We start from the raw sequence: 20,172 nt of genomic DNA on the forward strand, positions 1-20,172 counted from the left end.
CCCACGCCGACGGCATGCACGTCACCGACGCCACCGGCGTCGATGCCACCCACTACCCCCTCGCCATCGCCGCCTCCGCCGACACCCGACTCCACATGAAGTTCGAGTACGTTCCCGAGATCTTCGGACGCGCCGAGGTGGAGTCGATCGCCCGCCGTCTTGCGCTCGTGCTCGGTGCCATCGCCGCGAATCCCGATGTCCCACTGGCGCATCTGCCCCTGCTCTCCGAATCCGAGTACTCAGAACTCGCTCCGGTCACCGCGGGACCAGGCGGCGCGGTCCGCACCCTGTCGCAGATCCTCACCGGTACCGCCGCCGCACACCCCGACACCACCGCCGTGATCGACGGGGACCGCACCATCAGCTACCGCGAACTCGACCAACGCTCCAACCAACTCGCCCGCGCCCTGATCGAACGCGGCGCAGCACCGGAAACGTTCACCGCGCTCGCCATCCCCCGCTCCACCGAATCCATCCTCGCGCTCTGGGCCATCACCAAGACCGGAGCCGCCTTCGTCCCCATCGACCCCGCCTACCCCACCGACCGCATCGAACACATGCTCAACGACTCCGGCGCCACCCTCGGCCTCACCCTTGCAAACCACCGCGGCGGCCTCTACGACGCCATACCGTGGCTGGTCCTCGACGACAGCGGATCCGGGGATGATGCTTCCGGCTATTCGCCTGCGCCCCTGGCCGACGACGAACTGCTCGCACCGATTTCCCCGGACAATGCCGCGTACGTGATCTACACGTCCGGCTCCACCGGCGCGCCGAAGGGTGTGGTGGTGTCGCATCGAGGTTTGGCCGACCTCGCGGCCGATCAGCGCGAACGCTTCGCTGCCACAACGGCATCGAGGGTGCTGCACTTCTCGTCACCGAGCTTCGACGGGTCTGTGTTCGAGTACCTCCAGGCGTTCGGGGTAGGCGCGACGATGGTGATCGCCGCGCCGACGGTCTTCGGCGGGGCAGAACTGGCCGAGGTGATCAGAACCGAGCAGGTCACGCACGCCTTCATCACCACCGCCGCCCTCGCGACCCTCGACCCGGCGGGACTCGAGGAGATGCAGGACGTGGTGTTCGGCGGCGAAGTGTGCCCCCCGGAGGTGGTGAAGCGGTGGGCGCCGGGCAGGCGGCTGTCCAACGCGTACGGTCCTACCGAGACCACAGTCATGTCCAACATCTGCGACCCGATGACCGCCGGGGAACCGATCACGATCGGCGGCCCGATCCGCGGCCTCGCCGAAGTCGTCCTCGACTCCCGCCTGCAGCCCGTCCCGGTGGGCGCCGCCGGTGAGCTCTACATCGCGGGCGCCGGCCTCGCCCGCGGATACCATCGCAAACCTGCGCTGACCGCGACCCGATTCGTCGCCGACCCCTTCGGCCCGCCCGGCGAGCGGATGTACCGCACCGGGGACCTCGTCCGCTGGAGCGTGCACCCAGACACGGGCACCCACACACTCGAGTACCTGGGCCGCAGCGACTTCCAGGTCAAGATCCGCGGTTTCCGCATCGAACCGGGCGAGATCGACGCCGCCCTTACAAGCAACCCCGACGTCGCGTTTGCCGCCACCGTCGCCCGCACCGCGCCCTCCGGCGACACCGTGTTGGTCTCCTACGTGCGCGCGGCGGCGGGATCGACCGTCGATCCCCGCGAGCTGACCGGCCGGCTCGCCGCGCACCTGCCCGCCCACATGATCCCCGCCGCCATCGTGCCGATCACCGAGATCCCGCTGACGCGGTCGGGGAAGCTCGATCGCAGCGCGCTGCCACCCCCGCGGCTCGGCACCGGCATCGGCCAATCCCGCACCGCCGCAACACCCGTCCAGGAGACCATTGCCGACGCGTTCGCCTCCGTGCTCGGGGTCGACCGTCTCGCCGTGGACACCGACTTCTTCGACGCGGGCGGCAACTCCCTCACCGCGACCCGCGCGGTCGCCCGCCTCAACGCCGCCCTGCACACCGACATCGGTGTCCGGGTCCTCTTCGAGGCGCCCACCCCACGCCACCTTGCCGCGCGGCTCGCGCTCGCGGGCCTCGGCCACCCGCGGCGACCCGACCTCACCGCCACCGACCGCCCCGAACGGCTTCCGCTCTCCCCCGCCCAACAGCGGATGTTGTTCCTCAACCAGTACGACACCGCGTCGCCCGCCTACAACATTCCGCTTGCCGTCCGGCTGACCGGCGCGCTCGACACGGTGGCGCTCCTGACCGCCGTCGCCGACGTGGTGCGGCGTCACGAATCACTGCGCACCCGGTTCTCGATCCGGGACGGCGAACCGACGCAGGTCATCCTCGCGTCCACAGAGGCCGATCTCGACATCGCCACCGTGTCGATCCCCGAGGACGAGGTGCCGCAGCGGATCGCCCACTTCGCCGCGAGCGGATTCGACGTGACCACCGAACTGCCGGTCCGCGCCCGCCTGTTCGAACTCGCTCCCGACGACCACATCCTCGCCGTCGTGGTCCACCACATCAGCGCCGACGGCTTCTCCATCGCCCCCCTCGTCCGGGACGTCATCGCCGCCTACACCGCGCACATCCGGGGCCACCCTCCCGACTGGCCACCGCTGCCCGTCCAGTACGCCGATTACACGCTCTGGCAACGCAAGACCCTCGGCGACGTCCACGACGCGGGCAGTCCGATCTCCGCCCAACTCGGTTACTGGACCCGCACGCTCGCGGGCCTGCCCGAACTGCTGCCGCTGCCTGCCGACAGGCCGCGCCCCGCCCAGCGGTCTCGTCGCGGCGGCCACGTCGGTTTCCGCATCGACGCCGACCTGCACCGTGCGCTTCGATCGACCGCCCGACGCGGCAGCGCCACGGTCTTCATGACGATCCACGCGGCCCTCGTCGTGCTGCTGGCGCGGCTGACCGGCACCGACGACATCGCCGTCGGCACCCCCACCGCCGGCCGCACCGATCCCGCTCTCGACGACCTGGTCGGCATGTTCGTCGGCACCCTCGTGTTGCGCACGAAGGTCGACCTGGCAGAGCCGTTCACCGGCCTTCTCGCCCGCACCCGCGAGGCCGACCTCGACGCGTTCACCCACGCGGACGTCCCGTTCGAGCGGCTGGTCGAGTTGCTGGCCCCCGCCCGCTCCACGGCACACTCCCCGCTGTTCCAGGTATCGCTCGAGTTCAACGGCCCGGCGTCACCGGACACCGTGAGCACCCTCCTCGAACTGCCCGGACTCGAGGCCACCGCCGTCGCCGTCGAGTTCGACGGCGCGAAGGTCGACCTGGAGGCGGTCCTGTCCGAGGAGTTCGATGCCGATGGCCGCGCAGCGGGGATCGCTGCGGGCTTCACCTTCGCCACCGATCTGTTCGACCCCACCACGGTGGCCGGTTTCGCGGAGCGGTTCGTCCGGATCCTCGAATCCATCACCGCCGATCCAGAGCTGCCGGTCGGTGACATCGAGATCGCCGACGACCGCGGGCCCGAGGTGGGCGCCCCGGGAGCGAGCCCCCGGTTGTGGCCGCAGTTGCTGTCGTCCGCGGCGCGGACCGACGGCGATGCGGTCGCGGTGTCCTCCGCGGGCCGCGAGATCACCTACCGCGACCTCGACGAACGCTCCAACCGGCTCGCCCGGGCCTTGATCGAGCGCGGCGCCGGACCGGAAACCTTTGTCGCGCTGGCACTCCCCCGGTCGATCGAGTATGTCCTCGCCATGTGGGCGGTCACCAAGGCAGGCGCCGCCTTCGTGCCGGTCGATCCCACCCATCCGGCCACCCGGATCACCCACATGCTCCGCGATTCCGGCTCGACGGTGGGGGTCACGCTGTCCGCGTATCGCGCCCGGTTGCCCGGCATCACGACGTGGCTGGCCATCGACGATTCCGGCGTCGACAGGATCGCGGGTTCGTATTCCGCGGCCGCCCTATCCGATTCGGACCGCACCGCGCCGCTGCGCCTCGACCACCCCGCCTACCTGATCTACACATCCGGATCGACCGGGACGCCGAAGGGTGTCGTGCTCACCCACCGCGGCCTGGCGAATCTCGCCGAGCAGGAGCGGGAACACCTCAGCGTGACCTCCGACGCGCGGGTGTCACACCTCGCGTCGCCGAGCTTCGACGCCTCGGTCTTCGAACTGATGATGGCGTTCGGGGCCGCCGCGCGGGTCGTGATCGTCCCGCCGACGACGTACGGGGGCCACGCGCTGGCCGAGCTCCTCGATTCCGAGCGGGTCACGCACACCTTCATCACGCCCACCGCGCTGGCCTCCATCGATCGGGGCGGGCTCGACAGCGTGCGGGTGCTGACCGTCGCCGGTGAGCCGTGCCCTTCGGAACTCCTCAGCCGGTGGGCGCCGGGGCGCCGCATGTTCAACGCCTACGGCCCCACCGAGACCACGATCATGTCCCACGTCAGCGAGCCGCTGGCGGCGGACGGTCCGGCGTCGATCGGCCGTCCCACCCGCGGATTCACGGCGACGGTCCTCGACGGCCGCCTGCATCCCGTACCGACGGGCACCAGCGGGGAGCTGTACCTGGCCGGGCCCGGACTCGCCCGCGGCTACCACGGGCGAGCGGCCCTGACCGCCCAATACTTCGTGGCGAACCCGTTCGGAGGCCCGGGCGAGAGAATGTACCGAACCGGTGATCTGGTCCGATCGCTGCCCGATCACACGCTAGAGCACCTCGGCCGCAGCGACTTCCAGATCAAGATCCGCGGCTTCCGCGTCGAGCCCGGCGAGATCGATGCCGCCCTCACTGCCCACCCCGACGTCGCGTTCGCGGCCACGCTCGCGCGGCCGGGTCCCGCAGGCGACGCGGTGCTCGTCGGTTACGTGTTGCCCACCGCCGGGACCGCGCTCGACACCGGCCCGCTCACCGAACATCTGGGCCGGCTGCTTCCGGCCCACATGATCCCCAGCGCCATCGTGGCGCTCGACTCGATCCCACTCACGCCGGCAGGCAAACTGGACCGCGCCGCCCTACCGGAGCCCGAGTTCGGCTCGCGCACTCCCGAATTCCGCGCGGCGGGCACGCCCGCCGAACACACCGCCGTCGACGCCTTCGCCGGTGTTCTCGGCATCGGCCCGGTCGGCATGGACGACAATTTCTTCGCACTCGGCGGAACGTCCCTCACCGCGATACGAGTCGTGTCGGAGGTGGGCGACCGCCTCGGACGGGCGATCCCGCTGCAGGCGCTGTTCCTGGCCCCGACTCCGGCGGGACTCGCCGAGTACATCGAGGGAGCACCCGCGACGCCCGTCGAGGATTTCCTCCAGGCGGTCATCCCGCTGCGACTCGACGGCACGCTCCCCGCGCTGTTCTGCATCCATGCCGGAATCGGTCTGGCGTGGGCGTACGCCGGACTGCCGCGCCACCTCAACCCACACCGGCCGGTCTACGGCCTCCAGCTGCCGAGCATCAGCGGCGGCGCTGTCTTCGACACGATCGAGCAGTTGGCGCACCGCTACGTCCTGGAGATCCGGGCCGCGCAGCCGGACGGCCCCTACCATCTCCTCGGCTGGTCACTGGGCGGGTTGATCGCGCACGCCATCGCCACCGAACTGGCCTCGGACGGCGATCGGGTCGCGACGCTCGCGCTCATGGACAGCCAGCTCCCGAGCCCGGATGACCCTTCGGCGGAGGAGCTTTCGGTCCCGCAGTTGCTGCGTGGCCTCGGCGTCGAGGTGCAGGCCGGCGACGGTGGCGGGGCCATGTCCTACTCGCGCGCGGCCGAGTTGCTCAGCCGCGCGTACGGACTCGACACCGGCCTCACGCCCGACCAACTGCGGCAGATCAACAAGGGATACGCGAACTCGACCCGGATCTCGCGCCGGTACGCCCCACGGGTCTTCGACGGAGACATGCTCTTCTTCACCGCCACGGAGTCGACGGACGGCGGAGCCGCTCTCCAAGCCGGGGCATGGCGGCCCACGGTCACCGGGCGGGTCCGTGAACACCGGGTGGCCTGCGGGCACAACGAGATGACACTGCCGGTGCCACTCGCGGAAATCGGTGCGGTTCTCGAGCGCTACCTCGACGACGGGTAGAGCCGCTCGAGGGTTTCACAGATTTCCCGAATGCTGGGGCGCAGGTAGAGCTCCCGCATCGGCAGCACCGGCAGACCGAGCCTGCGCATCATGCTGTCGGCCTTGATCGCGCACAGCGAGTTTCCGCCGAGCTCGAACAGGTTGTCCTCCAGGGCGACCGGCACACCCAGCAGTGACTCCCAGATGTCGGTCAGCGTCTCGGCGATCGAATCCCCTGTGCCCGAGCCCTGCCCGGAGGTGGGCGCACTCGGCAGGGGCCGCAGGCTCGGTGGCGGCGGCAACCGGGCGGTATCCAGCTTCCCGTTGATCGTCAACGGGAGGGATTCGAGCACCGTGACCGTCCGGGGCAGCATGTAGTCCGGAAGAAACGTGGCGGCACGAGCCCTGACGGATGATGCGGTGCCGGAGGCGCTGTCGTCGCCCGCGAGCACCACATACGCGTCGATGCCCGGGCCTGCCGGAGTGTCGGCCGGTTCGTCGGAGATCACGGCGGCCGCAGCGACCGCGGGATCGCGCAGCAGGACGGCACGCACCTCGTCGAGTTCGATACGGAACCCGCGGATCTGCACCTGGTTGTCCAGCCGGCCGAGATGCTCGAGTGTCCCGTCGCGCCGCAGTCGACCCCGATCGCCGGTTCGGTACATCCTGCGGTTGCCGCGGGCCGGAACGCAGACGAAACGCTGGTCGGTCAGGTCCGGCCGATTCAGGTAACCGAGCGCCACCCCCGCACCACCTACGTAGATCTCGCCGACCAGCCCACTGGGGAGGCGGCGGCCTCGCGCGTCCAGCACGTCGACCAGCCAGCCCCGCAGCGGATGCCCCACCGACCTGGCACCGGCAATGACCAGCCGCCGCGTGACCGTCTGGGCGGTGACGTGAACGGTCGTCTCGGTGGTGCCGTACATGTTCACCAACCTGCACCGCGACTCCGGATACCTGTCCAGCCAGGGTAGGAGCGTTCGGGTGTCCAAGGACTCACCGCCGAACACGACCAGGCGGAGCGCATCGAGCCGGTCGAGGTCCTGATCGGCAGCCGCGAGTTGGGTGAACGCCGTCGGGGTCTGGCTCAGCACGCTCACCCCCTGCTCGGCCAACAGCGTGTGAAACTCCACCGGTGAGCGGGATATCCAGTAGGGCACCACGATCAGACGTCCACCCGTTAGCAGCGCACCCCAGATCTCCCACACCGAGAAGTCGAATGCGGACGAATGAAACAGTGACCAGGCGTCATCCGGGCCCAGGTCGAACTCGGCGACAGCCGCGTCCAGCAGCGCGTGCACGTTCCGATGCGGGACCACCACGCCTTTCGGTCGCCCCGTCGATCCCGAGGTGTAGATGACGTAAGCGGCGGCGTCCGCATCGGATTCGGCCTTCGCCTCGGGCGTCCCCGCGGCCGCACACTCCTCCAGCTCCGCCGTCGACACCGCCCGTTTCCCCGTGCCCCACTCGATGTCACGGAGCCCCGTGACGACCAGCCGGACCCCGGCGTCGCCTGCCGTATAGACGAGTCGATCGGCCGGGTGCCGGACGTCCATCGGGACGAATGCCGCGCCCGCCTCGAGCACCGCCAGCATGGTCACGATCAACTCGACGGACCGGTCCAGGCAGATCCCGATGCGATCGCCTGGCGCGACACCACACGCACGGAGCCCCCTCGCGAGCCGCGCGGACTGCTCGTCGAGCTCCGCATAGGTGAGCTGACGGTGGCCGAGGACCACCGCCGTCGCGTGCGGCCGTTCGCAGGCCCGCTCGCGAAACAGGTCGTCGATGCGTCGTGGATTGCCCTGGAGACCTGCGGCCGCATCTGGCTGCATGTCATGGTTCGACTGCGCGGAGTAGTCCAGATCGGCGTGCCGCACCGTCGGGTCCGACCGGCGCAGCCGCTCCACCGCCATCGCCACATGACGCCCGAACTGCCTCGCCCCGCACGTGTCGACCGCATCGAGCCGGTGGCGGATCCGGAGCGCCGCCTCGCCGACCTCGTCGATCACGGGGATGAACGTGAGCGGGAACGGCGGAGACTGGCACGGCACATAGTGCGACGCAGAGACATTCGCGACGTCGAGAACACCCACTGCGACCTCACCGACTCCGTCGCGCCGGGATGCGGCACCGGAGGCGAGGGCGCACCGCCGGTCAGGGTGTTGCAGCGCACTGGCCGACTGTTGCAGAACATCCTGCAGCACAGCGGAATCCGAAGCGTCAATGGCCAGGATGGCGCACTGTTCGTAGCCGCCGAGAGCCTGAGCCGAACGGCCGGGATCCATACTCCAGACCGCCACTGGAACCGTCTCGAGGCCCTCGTACCTGCCCATGACCAGACCCGCAGCCACTGCGACCATCGTGGTGACGTCTCCGCCCCCCGCGCCGAGCGGCACGTCCACCGACCCGCCGCGAGGCGGCCCGGACGAGCCACCGACTGCCCACTCGAAGCCGGTCACGCCGCCCGGCGCCGAGCCCGGCGGCCGCACCTCCGGCACCCTGCGGTCCCCATGCCCGGACAGCGCAGGCGCCGAGAGTGCTCGAGCCACCAGTGATCGAGCCACCAGTGATCGGGGCTCGACCTTGCCCAGAAGGACCTCGGCCACGGCGGCCAGCGACGGGGGATCCAGGTCTCGACGGTCCGCCACCAGCACGAGGTCGGTCACGTCGTCCGAGTACTCGAGCAGAAGCACACGCAGTAGCGGACCCCCGCTGCCCATCGGTCGGTTCAGCTCCCTGTCGAGGTGTCGGCGCGCATCGGCACTCGTCGAAGCGGAGTCCACCCGTTCGATCCACAGTTGCGGATGCGCGGCCGTCGTTCCCCACCATCCATCGCAGGCCTCGTCCAGTGCCCTTTCGAGCTCCGCAGGCTCGATCCCCACCGTCATGCGCACCGACACCGCGTGGCCGTACGCCGCACGCGCCAGCCCAGCCCGACCCCAATGGGATTGGTGCATGGCCCGATTTTACCATCTGCGCTGGTCGAGAAGGGTTTTCAGTGGGCCGAGAAACCGCCGTCCACCGTCATCACCGTGCCCGTGACGTGCCGTGATTCGTCAGACCCGAGCCAGAGCGCCGCCGACGCGACGTCCTCGGGTTCGACGAGCGCGTTGTTCGGCTGCGCCTGCACGAAGATCGACTCGTGTTCGTCCACCCGGATGCCGAGCGAACGGGCGATCTCGGACAGCATCCGGCCCTCGAATTCCGGGCTGTCGCGCACGGAGCCCGGGCACAGGGCGTTCACCCGGACCCGGCTCGGCGCGTAGTCAAGCGCTGCGGCCTTGGTCAGCCCGATGAGACCGTGCTTGGCCGCGACGTAGCCGGCAAAACGGCTGTAGCCGACGATTCCCGCGGTCGAGGCGATATTGATGATGCTGCCGCTGCGCTGGGACATCATGATGCGTCCCGTCGCCCGAATCGTCCGCCATGCCCCGGACAGATCGATATCGATCATCAGCTGCCACTCGTCCTCGTCGATCTCGTGCACGAGTTTTCCCGACGGGGCGGCGATCCCGGCGTTGTTCACCACGACATCGAGGTGACCGAACCGCTCGTGCGCCGCCCCGATCGCGGCCGTGACCTCGCCGAGTTCGCGCACGTCGACCGCTCGAGTCAACACCGAGACGCCGCTGTCGCGGCACAGCTCGGCGGTGTAGTCGAGCTGGCTCACGGAGCCGAGCGGATAGGGAACCTCCGGCAGGTCCCGCGAGATGTCGATCAGCATCAGGTCCGCGCCCTCGGCGGCAAAGGCGACCGCGCAGGCTCGTCCGATTCCCCTTGCCGCCCCGGTGATGACGGCGGTCCTGTCCGCCAGCCGCCCGGTCATCGATGATCGGGTCCGTCGAGGCGAGTCGCGATGAGCCGCAACAGCGCGTGTGGGTGGTCGGTCAGGTACATGTGACCGCCGTCGAGTTCCAGAACCGAGGTGTCGGCGGTGGTGGCCTCGCGCCATTCCCCGGACTGCCTGGCACTGACCAGCCGATCGTCACGGCCGCGCAGAGCCGTGATCGGAACGCTCAGCGGACCACGCCGCGGTGGCCGGTAGTTCTCGTGCATCTCGACGTCGGCGCGTAGGACCGGGAGCAGCAGCTCGCGCAGCTCGGGGTGGTCCAACGCCGGGTGCGAGTATCCGGCCAGCTCGTTGACCTGGGCGACGAACTGGTCGTCGTCGAGCATCGACGCCCGGATCTCACGGACCGTCGACGGCCCGGGCGACCCGCTGACGAACAGCCGCGACAGCGTCACCCCGCCCTCGTCCCCGAGCCGGTGGGCCAGCTCGAAGGCCAGGATCGCGCCGAGGCTGTGCCCGAACAGCGCGACCCTCTCCGCGTCCCGGCCGACGCGCAGCAGGCCCGGAAGCAGGTCATCCACCGCCGCCTCGACGGTGGTCAGGGGCGGCTCGACGAAGCGCTCCTCGCGACCGGGCAGCTGCACGGGCACGATCGTCAGGCCCGTCGGTGCCACCGTCCGCCAGCCCCGGAAGAACGACGCGCCGGAACCGGCGTACGGGAGGCAGATCAGTACGGTGCCGTCCATGGGGCGCGTCTCCGATCCGGCTCGATGAGATAGCCCGACCATTCGACCCTAGGCGTCCGACACACCACGTGCGTGCGAAACCGCCCGTGACATGCGGCGGCCCTGCGCTCACAATGAGGAAAGAACAATCCGACGGCATGCCGGAACCGCGCGGTGCGCCACAGCAGCCAGCAGGAGGAACACCATGACCAGGAACTCACTCCGTTCGGCGCTGGTAGCCGCGGCCACGGTGCCGGTGATCGCGTTCGGCCCGGCGATCGCCGCCGCCGGTCCGGCATCGCCGGTCCCCGCCCCCGTCTCGCCCGCGATGCTCAATCCACAGCAGGGCCCATTGGGTGCCGCACTGACCTGCGCGCCCTTGGCCGTGATTCCGTTCGCCGGGGCCATCGCCATCATGTGTTGGGCCTGAGGCGGCCGCTACCCTCGCTTGCGCGCGACCGTCACCGCCCAGGTCGCGTCGGCTCGCCAGGGGCGCAGGTCCCAGGTCGCGAAACGCTGTTCAAGTATCAGGCCGGCCGCCTCCAGGTCCGCGTCGAACTCCCGGACCGAGTACCGATAGTCGGTCGCGAATCCGGTGACGAGCACACCACCGTCGACCAGGTGCGCGGCAAGACGTTGCAGCACAAGCCGTTCCGTTCCGGGCTCGAGGAAGATCAGCACATTCCCCGCCGCGACGATCGCGTCGAACGCCTCGCCCGGCAGGTCCAGTTCGGCCAGATCCGCGCGGTGGACGGTGAGTTCCGGATGTGCCCGGGCGGCCTCCACCAACACCGGATCCAGGTCAACCGCCGTCACCAGGTGCCCGCGCCGGGCCAATTCGATGCCGACACGCCCGGTGCCGCAACCGGCGTCGAGCACCCTCGAACCCGGCGAGATGACGGCGTCGAGCATCCTGGCCTCACCGTGCAGATCCACACCCTCCGCGGCCAACTCGTCGAAATGCCGAATATAGGCGCGCGACTGTTCCTCGTTACGTTCGTTCTCCCACCGCGTCACACCGTTCAGACTATGTTCAGATGCCCCGTCAGTCCCAGCGAAACTCTTTCGCGCCGCGTACGCTCTGTGAGGTCTCCGAGGGCCGGATCATGCGGCCCCCGTGCGGATCAAGCACTACAAGCGCTTCACCGACGATCACCTCTGAAAGGGGAACAAACGTGGCGGACACCTTGCAGGCCGGTTCGAGCCTCACGGCCGGACAGTCGATCACCTCCAACAACGGCGCGTACGCGCTGACGCTGCAGGACGACGGCAACCTCGTGCTCAGTGAGGGCGGGAACGCGGTCTGGGCCAGCAAGACCAACGGCAAGAGCGCGGTCAAGGCCGACCTGCAGGACGACGGCAACTTCGTGCTGTACACCGAGGGCAACGACGCCGTGTGGGCCTCCCAGACCTCCGGCAACTCCGGCGTCAAGCTGGTCGTTCAGGACGACCGCAACGCGGTCCTGTACGCAGGCGACAAGGCCGTCTGGTCGACCGGCACCGCCGTCGAGGCCCCTGCCGCCCCCGAGCCCGAGGCCGCCCCGGTCGTCGAGGCTCCCCCGGCTCCCCCGGCGCCGCCGGCCCCGCGCACCCACACCGTCGCGCCCGGCGACACCCTCTGGGACCTCGCCACGCACTTCTACGGCGACGGCAACCAGTTCCAGAAGATCGCCGATGCCAACGGCATCCCGAACCCGGACGCCATCAACGTCGGCCAGGTTCTGACCATCCCCGCGTAGTACACCCGCACTGACCGACACGGCGGTCCCGGATTCATTTCCGGGGCCGCCGTGTCGTTTTCGGCCCTCCCCCGACCTCCCCAATGTCACATTCATTTCGCTGAGCTGAACCACTGTGACATTGGGGAGGTCGGCAGCGCCCGTAGGATCGGCGGCACCGACGAACCCTGTAACGCATGTCTCGAGAGGGAGTTCACCGTGGTGAGATGGCTGATCGTGGCTGGGGTGTGGATGGCCGGACTGGCGGCGCTGGCGCTCGCCCTCGGCGTGGGATCCGGCTGGTGGATTCCCGCGGTGATCCTGCTCGCGCTCGCCTGCGTCGGCACCCGGGATCTCCTCCAACGGCGCCACAGCATCCTGCGCAACTACCCCATCCTCGGCCACGCCCGGTTCATCCTGGAGAAGGTCCGGCCCGAGATCCAGCAGTACTTCATCGAATCATCCACCGACGGAACGCCGTTCGATCGAGAGACGCGCGACCTCGTGTACGAGCGGGCCAAGGGCACCAAGGACGACGAGCCCTTCGGTACCGAACGGGACGTGCACGCACCCGGATACGAGTTCATGGCGCATTCGCTGCGGGCCCGGCACGCACCCGAGCCGACGCCGACGGTTCGGCTCGGCGGCCCGGACTGCACGCAGCCCTACGACATCGCGCTGCTCAACGTGTCCGCCATGAGCTTCGGCTCGCTGTCCGCCAACGCCGTCGAGGCGATGAACGCGGGCGCCGCACGCGGCGGATTCGCGCACGACACCGGCGAGGGCGGGATCAGCCCCTACCACCGCAAGCACGGCGGCGACCTGATCTGGGAGATCGGCTCCGGATACTTCGGATGCCGCACCGCGGAAGGTCATTTCGACCCGGAGGGTTTCGCCACGAAGGCCGTCGACCCCCAGGTCAAGGCGATCTCGATCAAGCTCTCCCAGGGCGCCAAGCCGGGCCTCGGCGGGGTGCTACCGGGCGCGAAGGTCAGCCAGGAGATCGCCGAGACGCGCGGTGTCCCGGTCGGCGTGACGGTGGTCTCGCCACCCGCGCACAGCGCCTTCGACACGCCCACCGGTCTCATCGAGTTCGTCGCCACCCTGCGCGCCCTCTCCGGTGGAAAGCCGGTCGGGTTCAAGCTCTGCATCGGTTCGCGGGCCGAGTTCCTCGGGATCTGCAAGGCCATGCTGGAAACATCGATCACGCCGGACTTCATCATCGTGGACGGATCTGAGGGCGGAACCGGCGCGGCCCCGGTCGAATTCGAGGACCACATGGGCATGCCACTGACCGAGGGCCTGATGCTCGTGCACAACGCGCTGACGGGTGCCGGCCTGCGGGACCGGATCAGGATCGGCGCCTCCGGCAAGATCGCCAGCGGCAGTGACATCGTCAAGCGCATCATCCAGGGCGCCGATTTCACCATGGCGGCCCGCGCGATGATGTTCGCGGTCGGCTGCATCCAGGCCCAGGCCTGCCACACCAACCACTGCCCGGTCGGCGTCGCGACACAGGACCGCGCCCGCTCCAAGTCGATCGACGTGCCGGACAAGTCGGCGCGGGTCTATCGGTTCCAGAAGTCGACGGTGGCCAGCGCGAAGCAGCTCGTCGCCTCGATGGGCCTGGACAGCTTCGCCGAGCTGCGGCCGTCTATGCTGAACCGGCGCGTCGACGCCTTCACCACGAAAACCTATGCGGACCTTTACGAATGGCTGCAACGAGGCGAGCTGCTCGAGGACCCGCCCGCGAGCTGGCGCAGCGACTGGATCGACGCGGACGCCACCAGGTTCTGACACCCCGGCCGCGCCCCGCGGTCAGCCGAAGTTCCGGTCGATCCAGTCGATGGTCTGCATGCCGAACAGGTCGGTGCCCCACCCGTACGGGTCGGAGAACAGCCGGTTGACGTCGCAGTCGCTCGGCGCGTAGGTGACGTCGGTTCCGCCTGCCCGGTAGCGGGCCGCGAGGTCGCGTGAATCCTGCGCGGGCACAAGGGACATGGGAGAGTCGTCCCTGCCGCACGAGGCGATCAGCACCTTGGACTTCGGCGCCTGGTTGCCGAGCCGGTTGTCGTCGTAGACGTGCTGGAACTCGGGAATGTCGGCCGGGCTCTGACCATTCGTGAACAGCAGCCTGAGCGGGACGTACGGGGCCAGGAAGTAGGCGGGCGTTTGGCACTGCACGCGGAACTCGTCGGCCAGCGCCCTGCCCGCCGGGTTGAGTTTGTCGTTGATCCGCATCTCCGGGTACCAGGGCTCGAGTCCGAGCAGGGTCGCGAAGGCGAACCCCGAGCCGACCGAGCCGTCGGCGGTCCGCATGAAGTTGCGCTGATCGATGACCATGCCTTCGAGGACAGTGGATTTGACGTTCAGCTCGGGCGCGTACTGGGCCTGCATCTCCGCGGCCGAGGCCGCCCCGACACCGCCGCCCGCGACGCCGAACAGCGCGATGGGGGCATGGGGGGCCAGTCCCGTGCCACCGCCCGAGGTTGCCGCTCGCAGCGCGTCGAGCTGCGCGTGACCGGCGAACTTGGCCGCGAAGACGCCGTGCGGATCGGGGTCTGCGTCGTTACCGACGTCGGAGATCACGACGGCATAGCCCTTGCCGAACATCAGCGCCAGCGGTCCGAGTGCGGACCACGACGCGCCGTCGATGGGATCGCCGCCGGTCCACTGGGTGCTCGGGTGGCAGTAGGCGCCGACGCTGTCGTTGGCCTCCTGGTACCCGATGACCTTCTTCTCCGACGCGGGAACGCCGTCGACCGGGATCATCACGAAGCCCGTGCTGATCGTCGGGGTCTGGCCGTCGTTCCCCGTCGTGACATACATGATCTTGTAGGCCTCGATGTTCGCCGGCTTGAAGCCGGTGAACATGACGTCGACGCGCTTGGCCTTGAGCAGGGTGCCGGGCTTCTCGGCGCCGGTGAGCGTCGGCTCCGCGTAGAAGGGATCGTTCGGCGCGAGCGCGGCGAGGATCTCGTCACGGGTGCCGAACTCCCCGCCCGCGAACGCGCCATCGACGAAGTCGTTGAGCACCTCGCCCTGCAGCGAGGGGGTGTCCGTCACGGGCACCGGAGGGGCATCCTGCGCCGCGGCGACCCCCGGCGACAGAACCGCCAGGACCACCACCAGGGACAGGGCGGCCCAGAGCGGGGAGCGGCGCGCCCCGGCGACTCGCGGGCGATGGTGGCGTGGATCGATCGCCATCAGGACACCGTCACTTTCGTGTTCTGGAGGGCCGATTGCAGGATCTGCGGGATGTTCATCAGTGGCCGATGGCTCTCGATCTGGACCGCGTAGGGGGTACGGAGCTCGGCTTCGAGCCGCGGCCAGTCATTCTCGACCGTCGCCTTGTATTTGGGCAGCAACTGGGTGGTGATGTAGTCTCACCGCTGGTCGTAGACCGACCAGTTCCAGTCCGGCAGCGGCGTCGTCAGCGTCGCGGTCCGGCCGTCGGGCAGGGTAGTGGCGATCTCGATGGGGTGAAACGAGCGGGGCGGCAGCACACCTGCGACCGACGGCGACCCGGCGAGCGTGGACGCGTAGGTGACGGCCTCGCCGACGTCACCCCGGTAGGCCCGCACGGTGTCCCACTGCTCCCGGATGATCACGCCCTGCTCGCGATGCAGCAGCGCCGCGTTGCCGCGGGCAATCCGGTCTTGATTCTTCGACGCGATGTCGCGCCACGCGTCCATGATGTCCTGACCGAACAGCCCGGCCCGCGCCATCTCCTCGAGTGCGGGCAGGCCCTCGGTGACGTACGCGCGATGCATCGGCATCAGGTCGGAGAAGATGTTCTTCTGCATCACCAGGATCATGCCCAGGATGTAGTGCAGGTCGTCGCCGGTGACCGTGCCGCCCGCACCGGCGAGCGCGCGCAGCCCCTGCGGGAGCCGGTCCACGATCTGCGGTCCCGCCACCGCGGCGGCCCTCGCGACGATCGCACGCGAAGTCTGCTGCAGCTGCGGGAAGTCGTAGATGTTCGTGATCAGCGCGAAATCGATGAGCCCGCCGCCGAAATCTGCGCCGACCTGACCTCCCATGCCCGCCCACTGGAGTTCGCGGTGGGCTAGCTGGAGGTCCTCGTAGTACCGGTACGACCGGATCAGGTTCTCCCGGTTCGCCTCCACCCCCGCGCGTGGATCCCAGCGAGCCAGGTCGATGCCCGCTTCGGTGGTGACGTCGGCGAGCCAGTACTGGTAGAGCAAGGCCGCGTACGAGGTCGGCGCCGCCCCGGAGGCCCTGGCCTGCTCGAGCAGTCTCGCGAGGGTGCCGCGATCGGTCGGCAGCGCCGGGTTCACCCCGCCTGGGCCGTGCGCGGCGTCGCGGTTGACCAGCGGCAGATTCAGGACCGCGTCCGCCTCGGACGCGCTGGCAACCGATGCAGGCGTCGGCCAGCCGAGTCCCGACAATGCGAGACCGAGCACCGCCGCAACCAGCGCGGTCAGGCATCTCCTCCCGACGGCGGTCCGCGACGACGTGCGTGTGATTCCGGCTCTCATGGCTTTCCGGGGGCTCGGGGCATACCGCGAAGTATGTTTCTCCGAGACTAGAACATCGGACCGGGATCGATGTCCGATTTCCGGCATGTCATCGGCGCGCCGAGTGTGCAGCTGCCGGGGCATCGCCCGAGTGGCGCATGCAGTTTGTGCACGCTCGGCGGACGGACCCTACGGTGATGTCCGATTCCCGCTAGCGTTGCCCCAGGCTCACTGCCAGAGTGGTGGTGTGACCGCACCCCATCTGGACTTCGACCGCTGCTACCGCGCCGTGTCCTCCCGCGACGCCCGCTTCGACGGGCAGTTCATCACGGCCGTGCGAACCACCGGGATCTACTGCCGCCCCTCCTGCCCGGCGATCACCCCGAAGCCGGGAAACGTCAGCTTCCTGCCCACCGCCGCCGCGGCCCAGCAGGCCGGGTATCGCGCCTGCCGACGTTGCCTGCCGGACGCCGCGCCCGGGTCGCCGCTATGGAACGTGCGGTCGGACCTGGCCTCCCGCGCCATGCGGCTGATCGCCGACGGCGCGGTCGAGCGCGGCGGGGTGGAGTCGCTGTCGGCGACGCTCGGCTACTCGTCGCGACACCTCACCAGGGCCCTGACCGCGGAGCTCGGCGCCGGCCCGCTCGCCCTGGCCAGGGCGCATCGGGCGCACACCGCCCGGCTGCTGATCCAGACCACCGCCATGACGATGTCGGACATCGCCTTCGCCGCGGGATTCGCGAGCATCCGGCAGTTCAACGACACCGTCCGCGAGGTGTTCGCGGTGACCCCCTCGACGATGCGCGCCGAGGCCGCCAAGCGGGCGGACGCCCCGCAGTCGAAGGGCACGGTGTCGCTGCGACTGCCGTACCGCAAGCCGCTCGACGCCGAGTGGCTGGCGTGGTTCCTGTCCGGGCACGCCGTCGCGGGCATGGAGGTGTGGTCCGACGGCGAGTACCGCAGAACGCTCCGACTCCCCCGTGGCTGCGGGGTGGTCGCCCTGCGCGTGCTGCCCGGGTACGTGCGGGCCGACCTGACGCTGCGGGACATGCGCGACCTCGCGCCTGCCGTGGCCCGGCTGCGGCACCTGCTGGACCTCGATGCCGACCCGGAGGCCGTGGACGCCGCGCTCGCGGCCGACCCCGCACTGGCACCGAGCATCCACGCCGCACCCGGAATTCGAGTGCCCGGCAGCATCGACGCGGGAGAACTCCTCCTCCGCACCATGATCGGGCAGCAGATCTCGCTGGCCGCCGCCCGCACCCAGACCGCCCGCCTGGTCGCCGAACTCGGCGACCTGGTCGACGACCCGCTGCTGACCCGCAGCTTTCCCTCGACGGAGGCGATCGCAACGCGCGGCCGCGAGGTGCTCACCGGGCCCGCCCGCCGGATCGACGCCATCGTCGGGGTGGCCGCGACCCTCGCGGACGGCACCCTGACTCTGCATCCGGGCCGCACCGCCGCAGACCTTCGAGCGGATCTGTTGTCGCACAAAGGCATCGGACCCTGGACGGCCGACTACGTGGCGATGCGCACGCTCGCCGACCCGGACATCCTGCTGAGTACGGACCTGGTGGTCCGCCAGGGCGCCGAGGCCGTCGGCGCCGACCTGTCCGGCGGCGGACGCTGGGCACCATGGCGCTCCTACGCCTCGATGCACCTGTGGCGCAGCGCGCTTGCCGCGCGTGGCGCCTTCACTCCCCCATCTGACACCGACCCGGAGGACAGCCGATGACCGCCCGATACGCCACCACCCAGACCCCGATCGGCCCGTTCACCACCATCGTCGACGCGGACGGCGCGGTGCTCGCGTCCGGCTGGACGGCCGAACCCGAGGAGCTGCGGGCGCTCGTGCACCCGAACCTGCGCCCCACCTCGCTGAGCCGGGCTGGAGAACTCGGCGCCGTCACCCGCGCCGTCGCCGACTACCACCGGGGCGACCTGACCGGCATCGATTCGATTGTCGTCGCACAACACTCGGGTGAGTTCCTGGTGCACGCCTGGGAGGTGCTGAGGACCGTGCCCCCGGGCGGTCCGATCACCTACACCGAATTCGCCGCCCGCTCGGGTCGGCCCGCGGCCGTCCGCGGCGCGGCGTCGGCCTGCGCCCGCAACGCCGCCGCACTGTTCGTCCCGTGCCACCGCGTCCTGCGCACCGACGGGTCGCTCGGCGGGTTCCGGTGGGGGCTGTCTGCCAAGCGCTGGCTGATCTCGCACGAGGAGAACGCACGGTAGATTCGGTCCCAATCCCTGCCAGGAAGGACCGACCGTGAGCGATCAGCCCACCGCGCCACCGACCGAGCCGCGTCCGCGAACCGCCCGAGACCGCGGCGAGATACTCGGCACGGGCGGGCTGTGGCTCGCCAAATGGTCGCTGTGCCTGGTGCTCATCGCCGCAGGCGGGTGGGTGCTGTGGACCATGCTCGGCATCCTTTGGGTCGCGGTGCTACCGGTACTGCTGGCGATCGTGGTCTCCACGGTGCTGTGGCCGCCGACCAGGGCGATGACCTCCCGCGGCGTGCCCGCGGGGGCGGCGGCCGGGATCACCCTCGTGGTGTTCCTCGGCATTCTCGGCGGCATCGTCGCGCTGATCGTGCCTTCGGTCGTCGACCAGGCGCCGGAACTCGCGAACAAGGCCAGCCAGGGCATCACCCAGGTCCAGAACTGGTTCAAGGGCCCGCCGGTCAATCTGGCGGACGATCAGATCGACCACGCCGTGCAGGCGGTGATCAGCAAGCTGCAGTCCAGTGCCCAGGCCATCGCGTCGGGCGTCTTCAGCGGGGTCAGCGCGGCCGGTTCGGCGCTCGTGACGCTCACCCTGGTGCTGGTGCTCTCGTTCTTCTTCATCAAGGACGGGCCGCGGTTCCTGCCGTGGCTGCACAGCGTCAGCGGCGGCAAGGCCGGACGCCACTTCGAGGCGGTGTCCGTCCGGATCTGGGACACCCTGGGCGGCTTCATCCGCACCCAGGCGCTTGTCAGTTTCGTCGACGCCTTCTTCATCGGTCTCGGCCTGGTCATCCTGGGTGTGCCGCTGGCGGCGGTGCTCGCCGTACTCACCTTCATCGCCGGCTTCATCCCGATCGTCGGCGCGTTCGTCGCGGGTGCCCTCGCGGTGCTGGTCGCGCTCGTCGCGAAGGGCTGGACGACCGCGCTCATCATCCTGATCATCGTGATCGCGGTGCAGCAACTCGAGGGCAACGTCCTGCAACCGGTCCTGCAGAGCCGCACCATGAAGCTGCACGCGGTGATCGTGCTGCTCGCGGTGACCGCGGGCGGCTCGATGTTCGGGATCATCGGCGCGTTCCTCGCCGTCCCGGTCGCCGCCGTGATGGCCGTGGTGATCCGCTACATCGGCGAGCAGGTGGACCAGCGGCTGGAGGATCCGGACGCCGAGGCCCCCGCCGACGCGGAGGCTGACATCGTGGCCACCACCGAGGCCGGCGATCTCGCGACCGCGGACTGACCCGC

The 20,172-nt window shown here is 69.7% G+C and carries 12 protein-coding genes and 1 pseudogene; 7 read left to right on the forward strand and 6 right to left on the reverse strand.

Features of this window, described 5'->3' with window-relative positions:
* On the forward strand, positions 1–6,008 hold a 6,008-nt coding region (locus ACFXMV_RS22670; RefSeq protein WP_378614361.1), incomplete at its 5' end, for an amino acid adenylation domain-containing protein.
* On the opposite strand, the gene ACFXMV_RS22675 is transcribed toward ACFXMV_RS22670, so the two are convergent.
* The 3 genes from ACFXMV_RS22675 to ACFXMV_RS22685 are packed head-to-tail and all read right to left on the reverse strand — an operon-like array spanning position 5,990 to position 10,526.
* Positions 5,990–8,947: an amino acid adenylation domain-containing protein gene (locus ACFXMV_RS22675; RefSeq protein WP_378499735.1), complete on the reverse strand. Its 2,958-nt coding sequence runs from the start codon at positions 8,945–8,947 to the stop codon at positions 5,990–5,992. The two genes, ACFXMV_RS22670 and ACFXMV_RS22675, sit on opposite strands and share 19 nt — an antisense overlap.
* 38 nt (positions 8,948–8,985) lie before the next feature.
* Positions 8,986–9,816 (reverse strand): SDR family oxidoreductase, encoded by an 831-nt coding sequence (locus ACFXMV_RS22680; protein ID WP_378499736.1) that lies wholly within the window; start codon positions 9,814–9,816, stop codon positions 8,986–8,988.
* A complete protein-coding gene (locus ACFXMV_RS22685; protein WP_378499737.1) occupies positions 9,813–10,526 on the reverse strand; it encodes a thioesterase II family protein in 714 nt (237 codons plus the stop codon). Before ACFXMV_RS22685 ends, ACFXMV_RS22680 begins: the two co-directional genes overlap by 4 nt.
* Positions 10,527–10,710: 184 nt before the next feature.
* Here ACFXMV_RS22685 and ACFXMV_RS22690 point away from each other — a divergent pair, with 184 nt between their 5' ends.
* Positions 10,711–10,935: a hypothetical protein gene (locus tag ACFXMV_RS22690; RefSeq protein WP_378499738.1), complete on the forward strand. Its 225-nt coding sequence runs from the start codon at positions 10,711–10,713 to the stop codon at positions 10,933–10,935.
* A gap of 8 nt (positions 10,936–10,943) precedes the next feature.
* Here ACFXMV_RS22690 and ACFXMV_RS22695 read toward each other — a convergent pair whose 3' ends face one another.
* A complete protein-coding gene (locus ACFXMV_RS22695; RefSeq protein WP_378499739.1) occupies positions 10,944–11,522 on the reverse strand; it encodes a class I SAM-dependent methyltransferase in 579 nt (192 codons plus the stop codon).
* A gap of 158 nt (positions 11,523–11,680) precedes the next feature.
* Here ACFXMV_RS22695 and ACFXMV_RS22700 point away from each other — a divergent pair, with 158 nt between their 5' ends.
* Together ACFXMV_RS22700 and ACFXMV_RS22705 are read left to right on the forward strand one after the other, a co-directional pair.
* A complete protein-coding gene (locus tag ACFXMV_RS22700) occupies positions 11,681–12,244 on the forward strand; it encodes a LysM peptidoglycan-binding domain-containing protein (protein ID WP_378499740.1) in 564 nt (187 codons plus the stop codon).
* A 198-nt stretch (positions 12,245–12,442) separates the two neighbouring features.
* Positions 12,443–14,020, forward strand: a complete 1,578-nt coding sequence (locus ACFXMV_RS22705; RefSeq protein WP_378503325.1) for an FMN-binding glutamate synthase family protein — start codon at positions 12,443–12,445, stop codon at positions 14,018–14,020.
* Positions 14,021–14,041: 21 nt separating this feature from the next.
* On the opposite strand, the gene ACFXMV_RS22710 is transcribed toward ACFXMV_RS22705, so the two are convergent.
* On the reverse strand, positions 14,042–15,430 hold the full coding sequence (locus tag ACFXMV_RS22710) for a lipase family protein (RefSeq protein ID WP_378500657.1): 1,389 nt from the start codon (positions 15,428–15,430) through the stop codon (positions 14,042–14,044).
* Positions 15,430–16,725: pseudogene (locus tag ACFXMV_RS22715) on the reverse strand (hypothetical protein). Before ACFXMV_RS22715 ends, ACFXMV_RS22710 begins: the two are co-directional and overlap by 1 nt.
* A gap of 226 nt (positions 16,726–16,951) precedes the next feature.
* Between ACFXMV_RS22715 and ACFXMV_RS22720 the strand changes: the two are divergent.
* Genes ACFXMV_RS22720 through ACFXMV_RS22730 form a run of 3 tightly spaced genes read left to right on the forward strand, consistent with a single transcriptional unit; the run spans position 16,952 to position 20,167 of the window.
* Complete coding sequence (locus ACFXMV_RS22720) at positions 16,952–18,439, forward strand: DNA-3-methyladenine glycosylase 2 family protein (protein ID WP_378500656.1); 1,488 nt, start codon at positions 16,952–16,954, stop codon at positions 18,437–18,439.
* On the forward strand, positions 18,436–18,939 hold the full coding sequence (locus ACFXMV_RS22725; protein ID WP_378500655.1) for a methylated-DNA--[protein]-cysteine S-methyltransferase: 504 nt from the start codon (positions 18,436–18,438) through the stop codon (positions 18,937–18,939). Before ACFXMV_RS22720 ends, ACFXMV_RS22725 begins: the two co-directional genes overlap by 4 nt.
* A gap of 34 nt (positions 18,940–18,973) precedes the next feature.
* The gene (locus ACFXMV_RS22730; protein WP_378500654.1) at positions 18,974–20,167 is read left to right on the forward strand and encodes an AI-2E family transporter; all 1,194 of its coding nucleotides are present in this window, start codon (positions 18,974–18,976) and stop codon (positions 20,165–20,167) included.
* Positions 20,168–20,172 lie beyond the last annotated feature (5 nt).

Origin of the sequence: Rhodococcus sp. NPDC059179, from assembly GCF_042754885.1 — a bacterium.
GTDB lineage: Bacteria > Actinomycetota > Actinomycetes > Mycobacteriales > Mycobacteriaceae > Rhodococcus_G.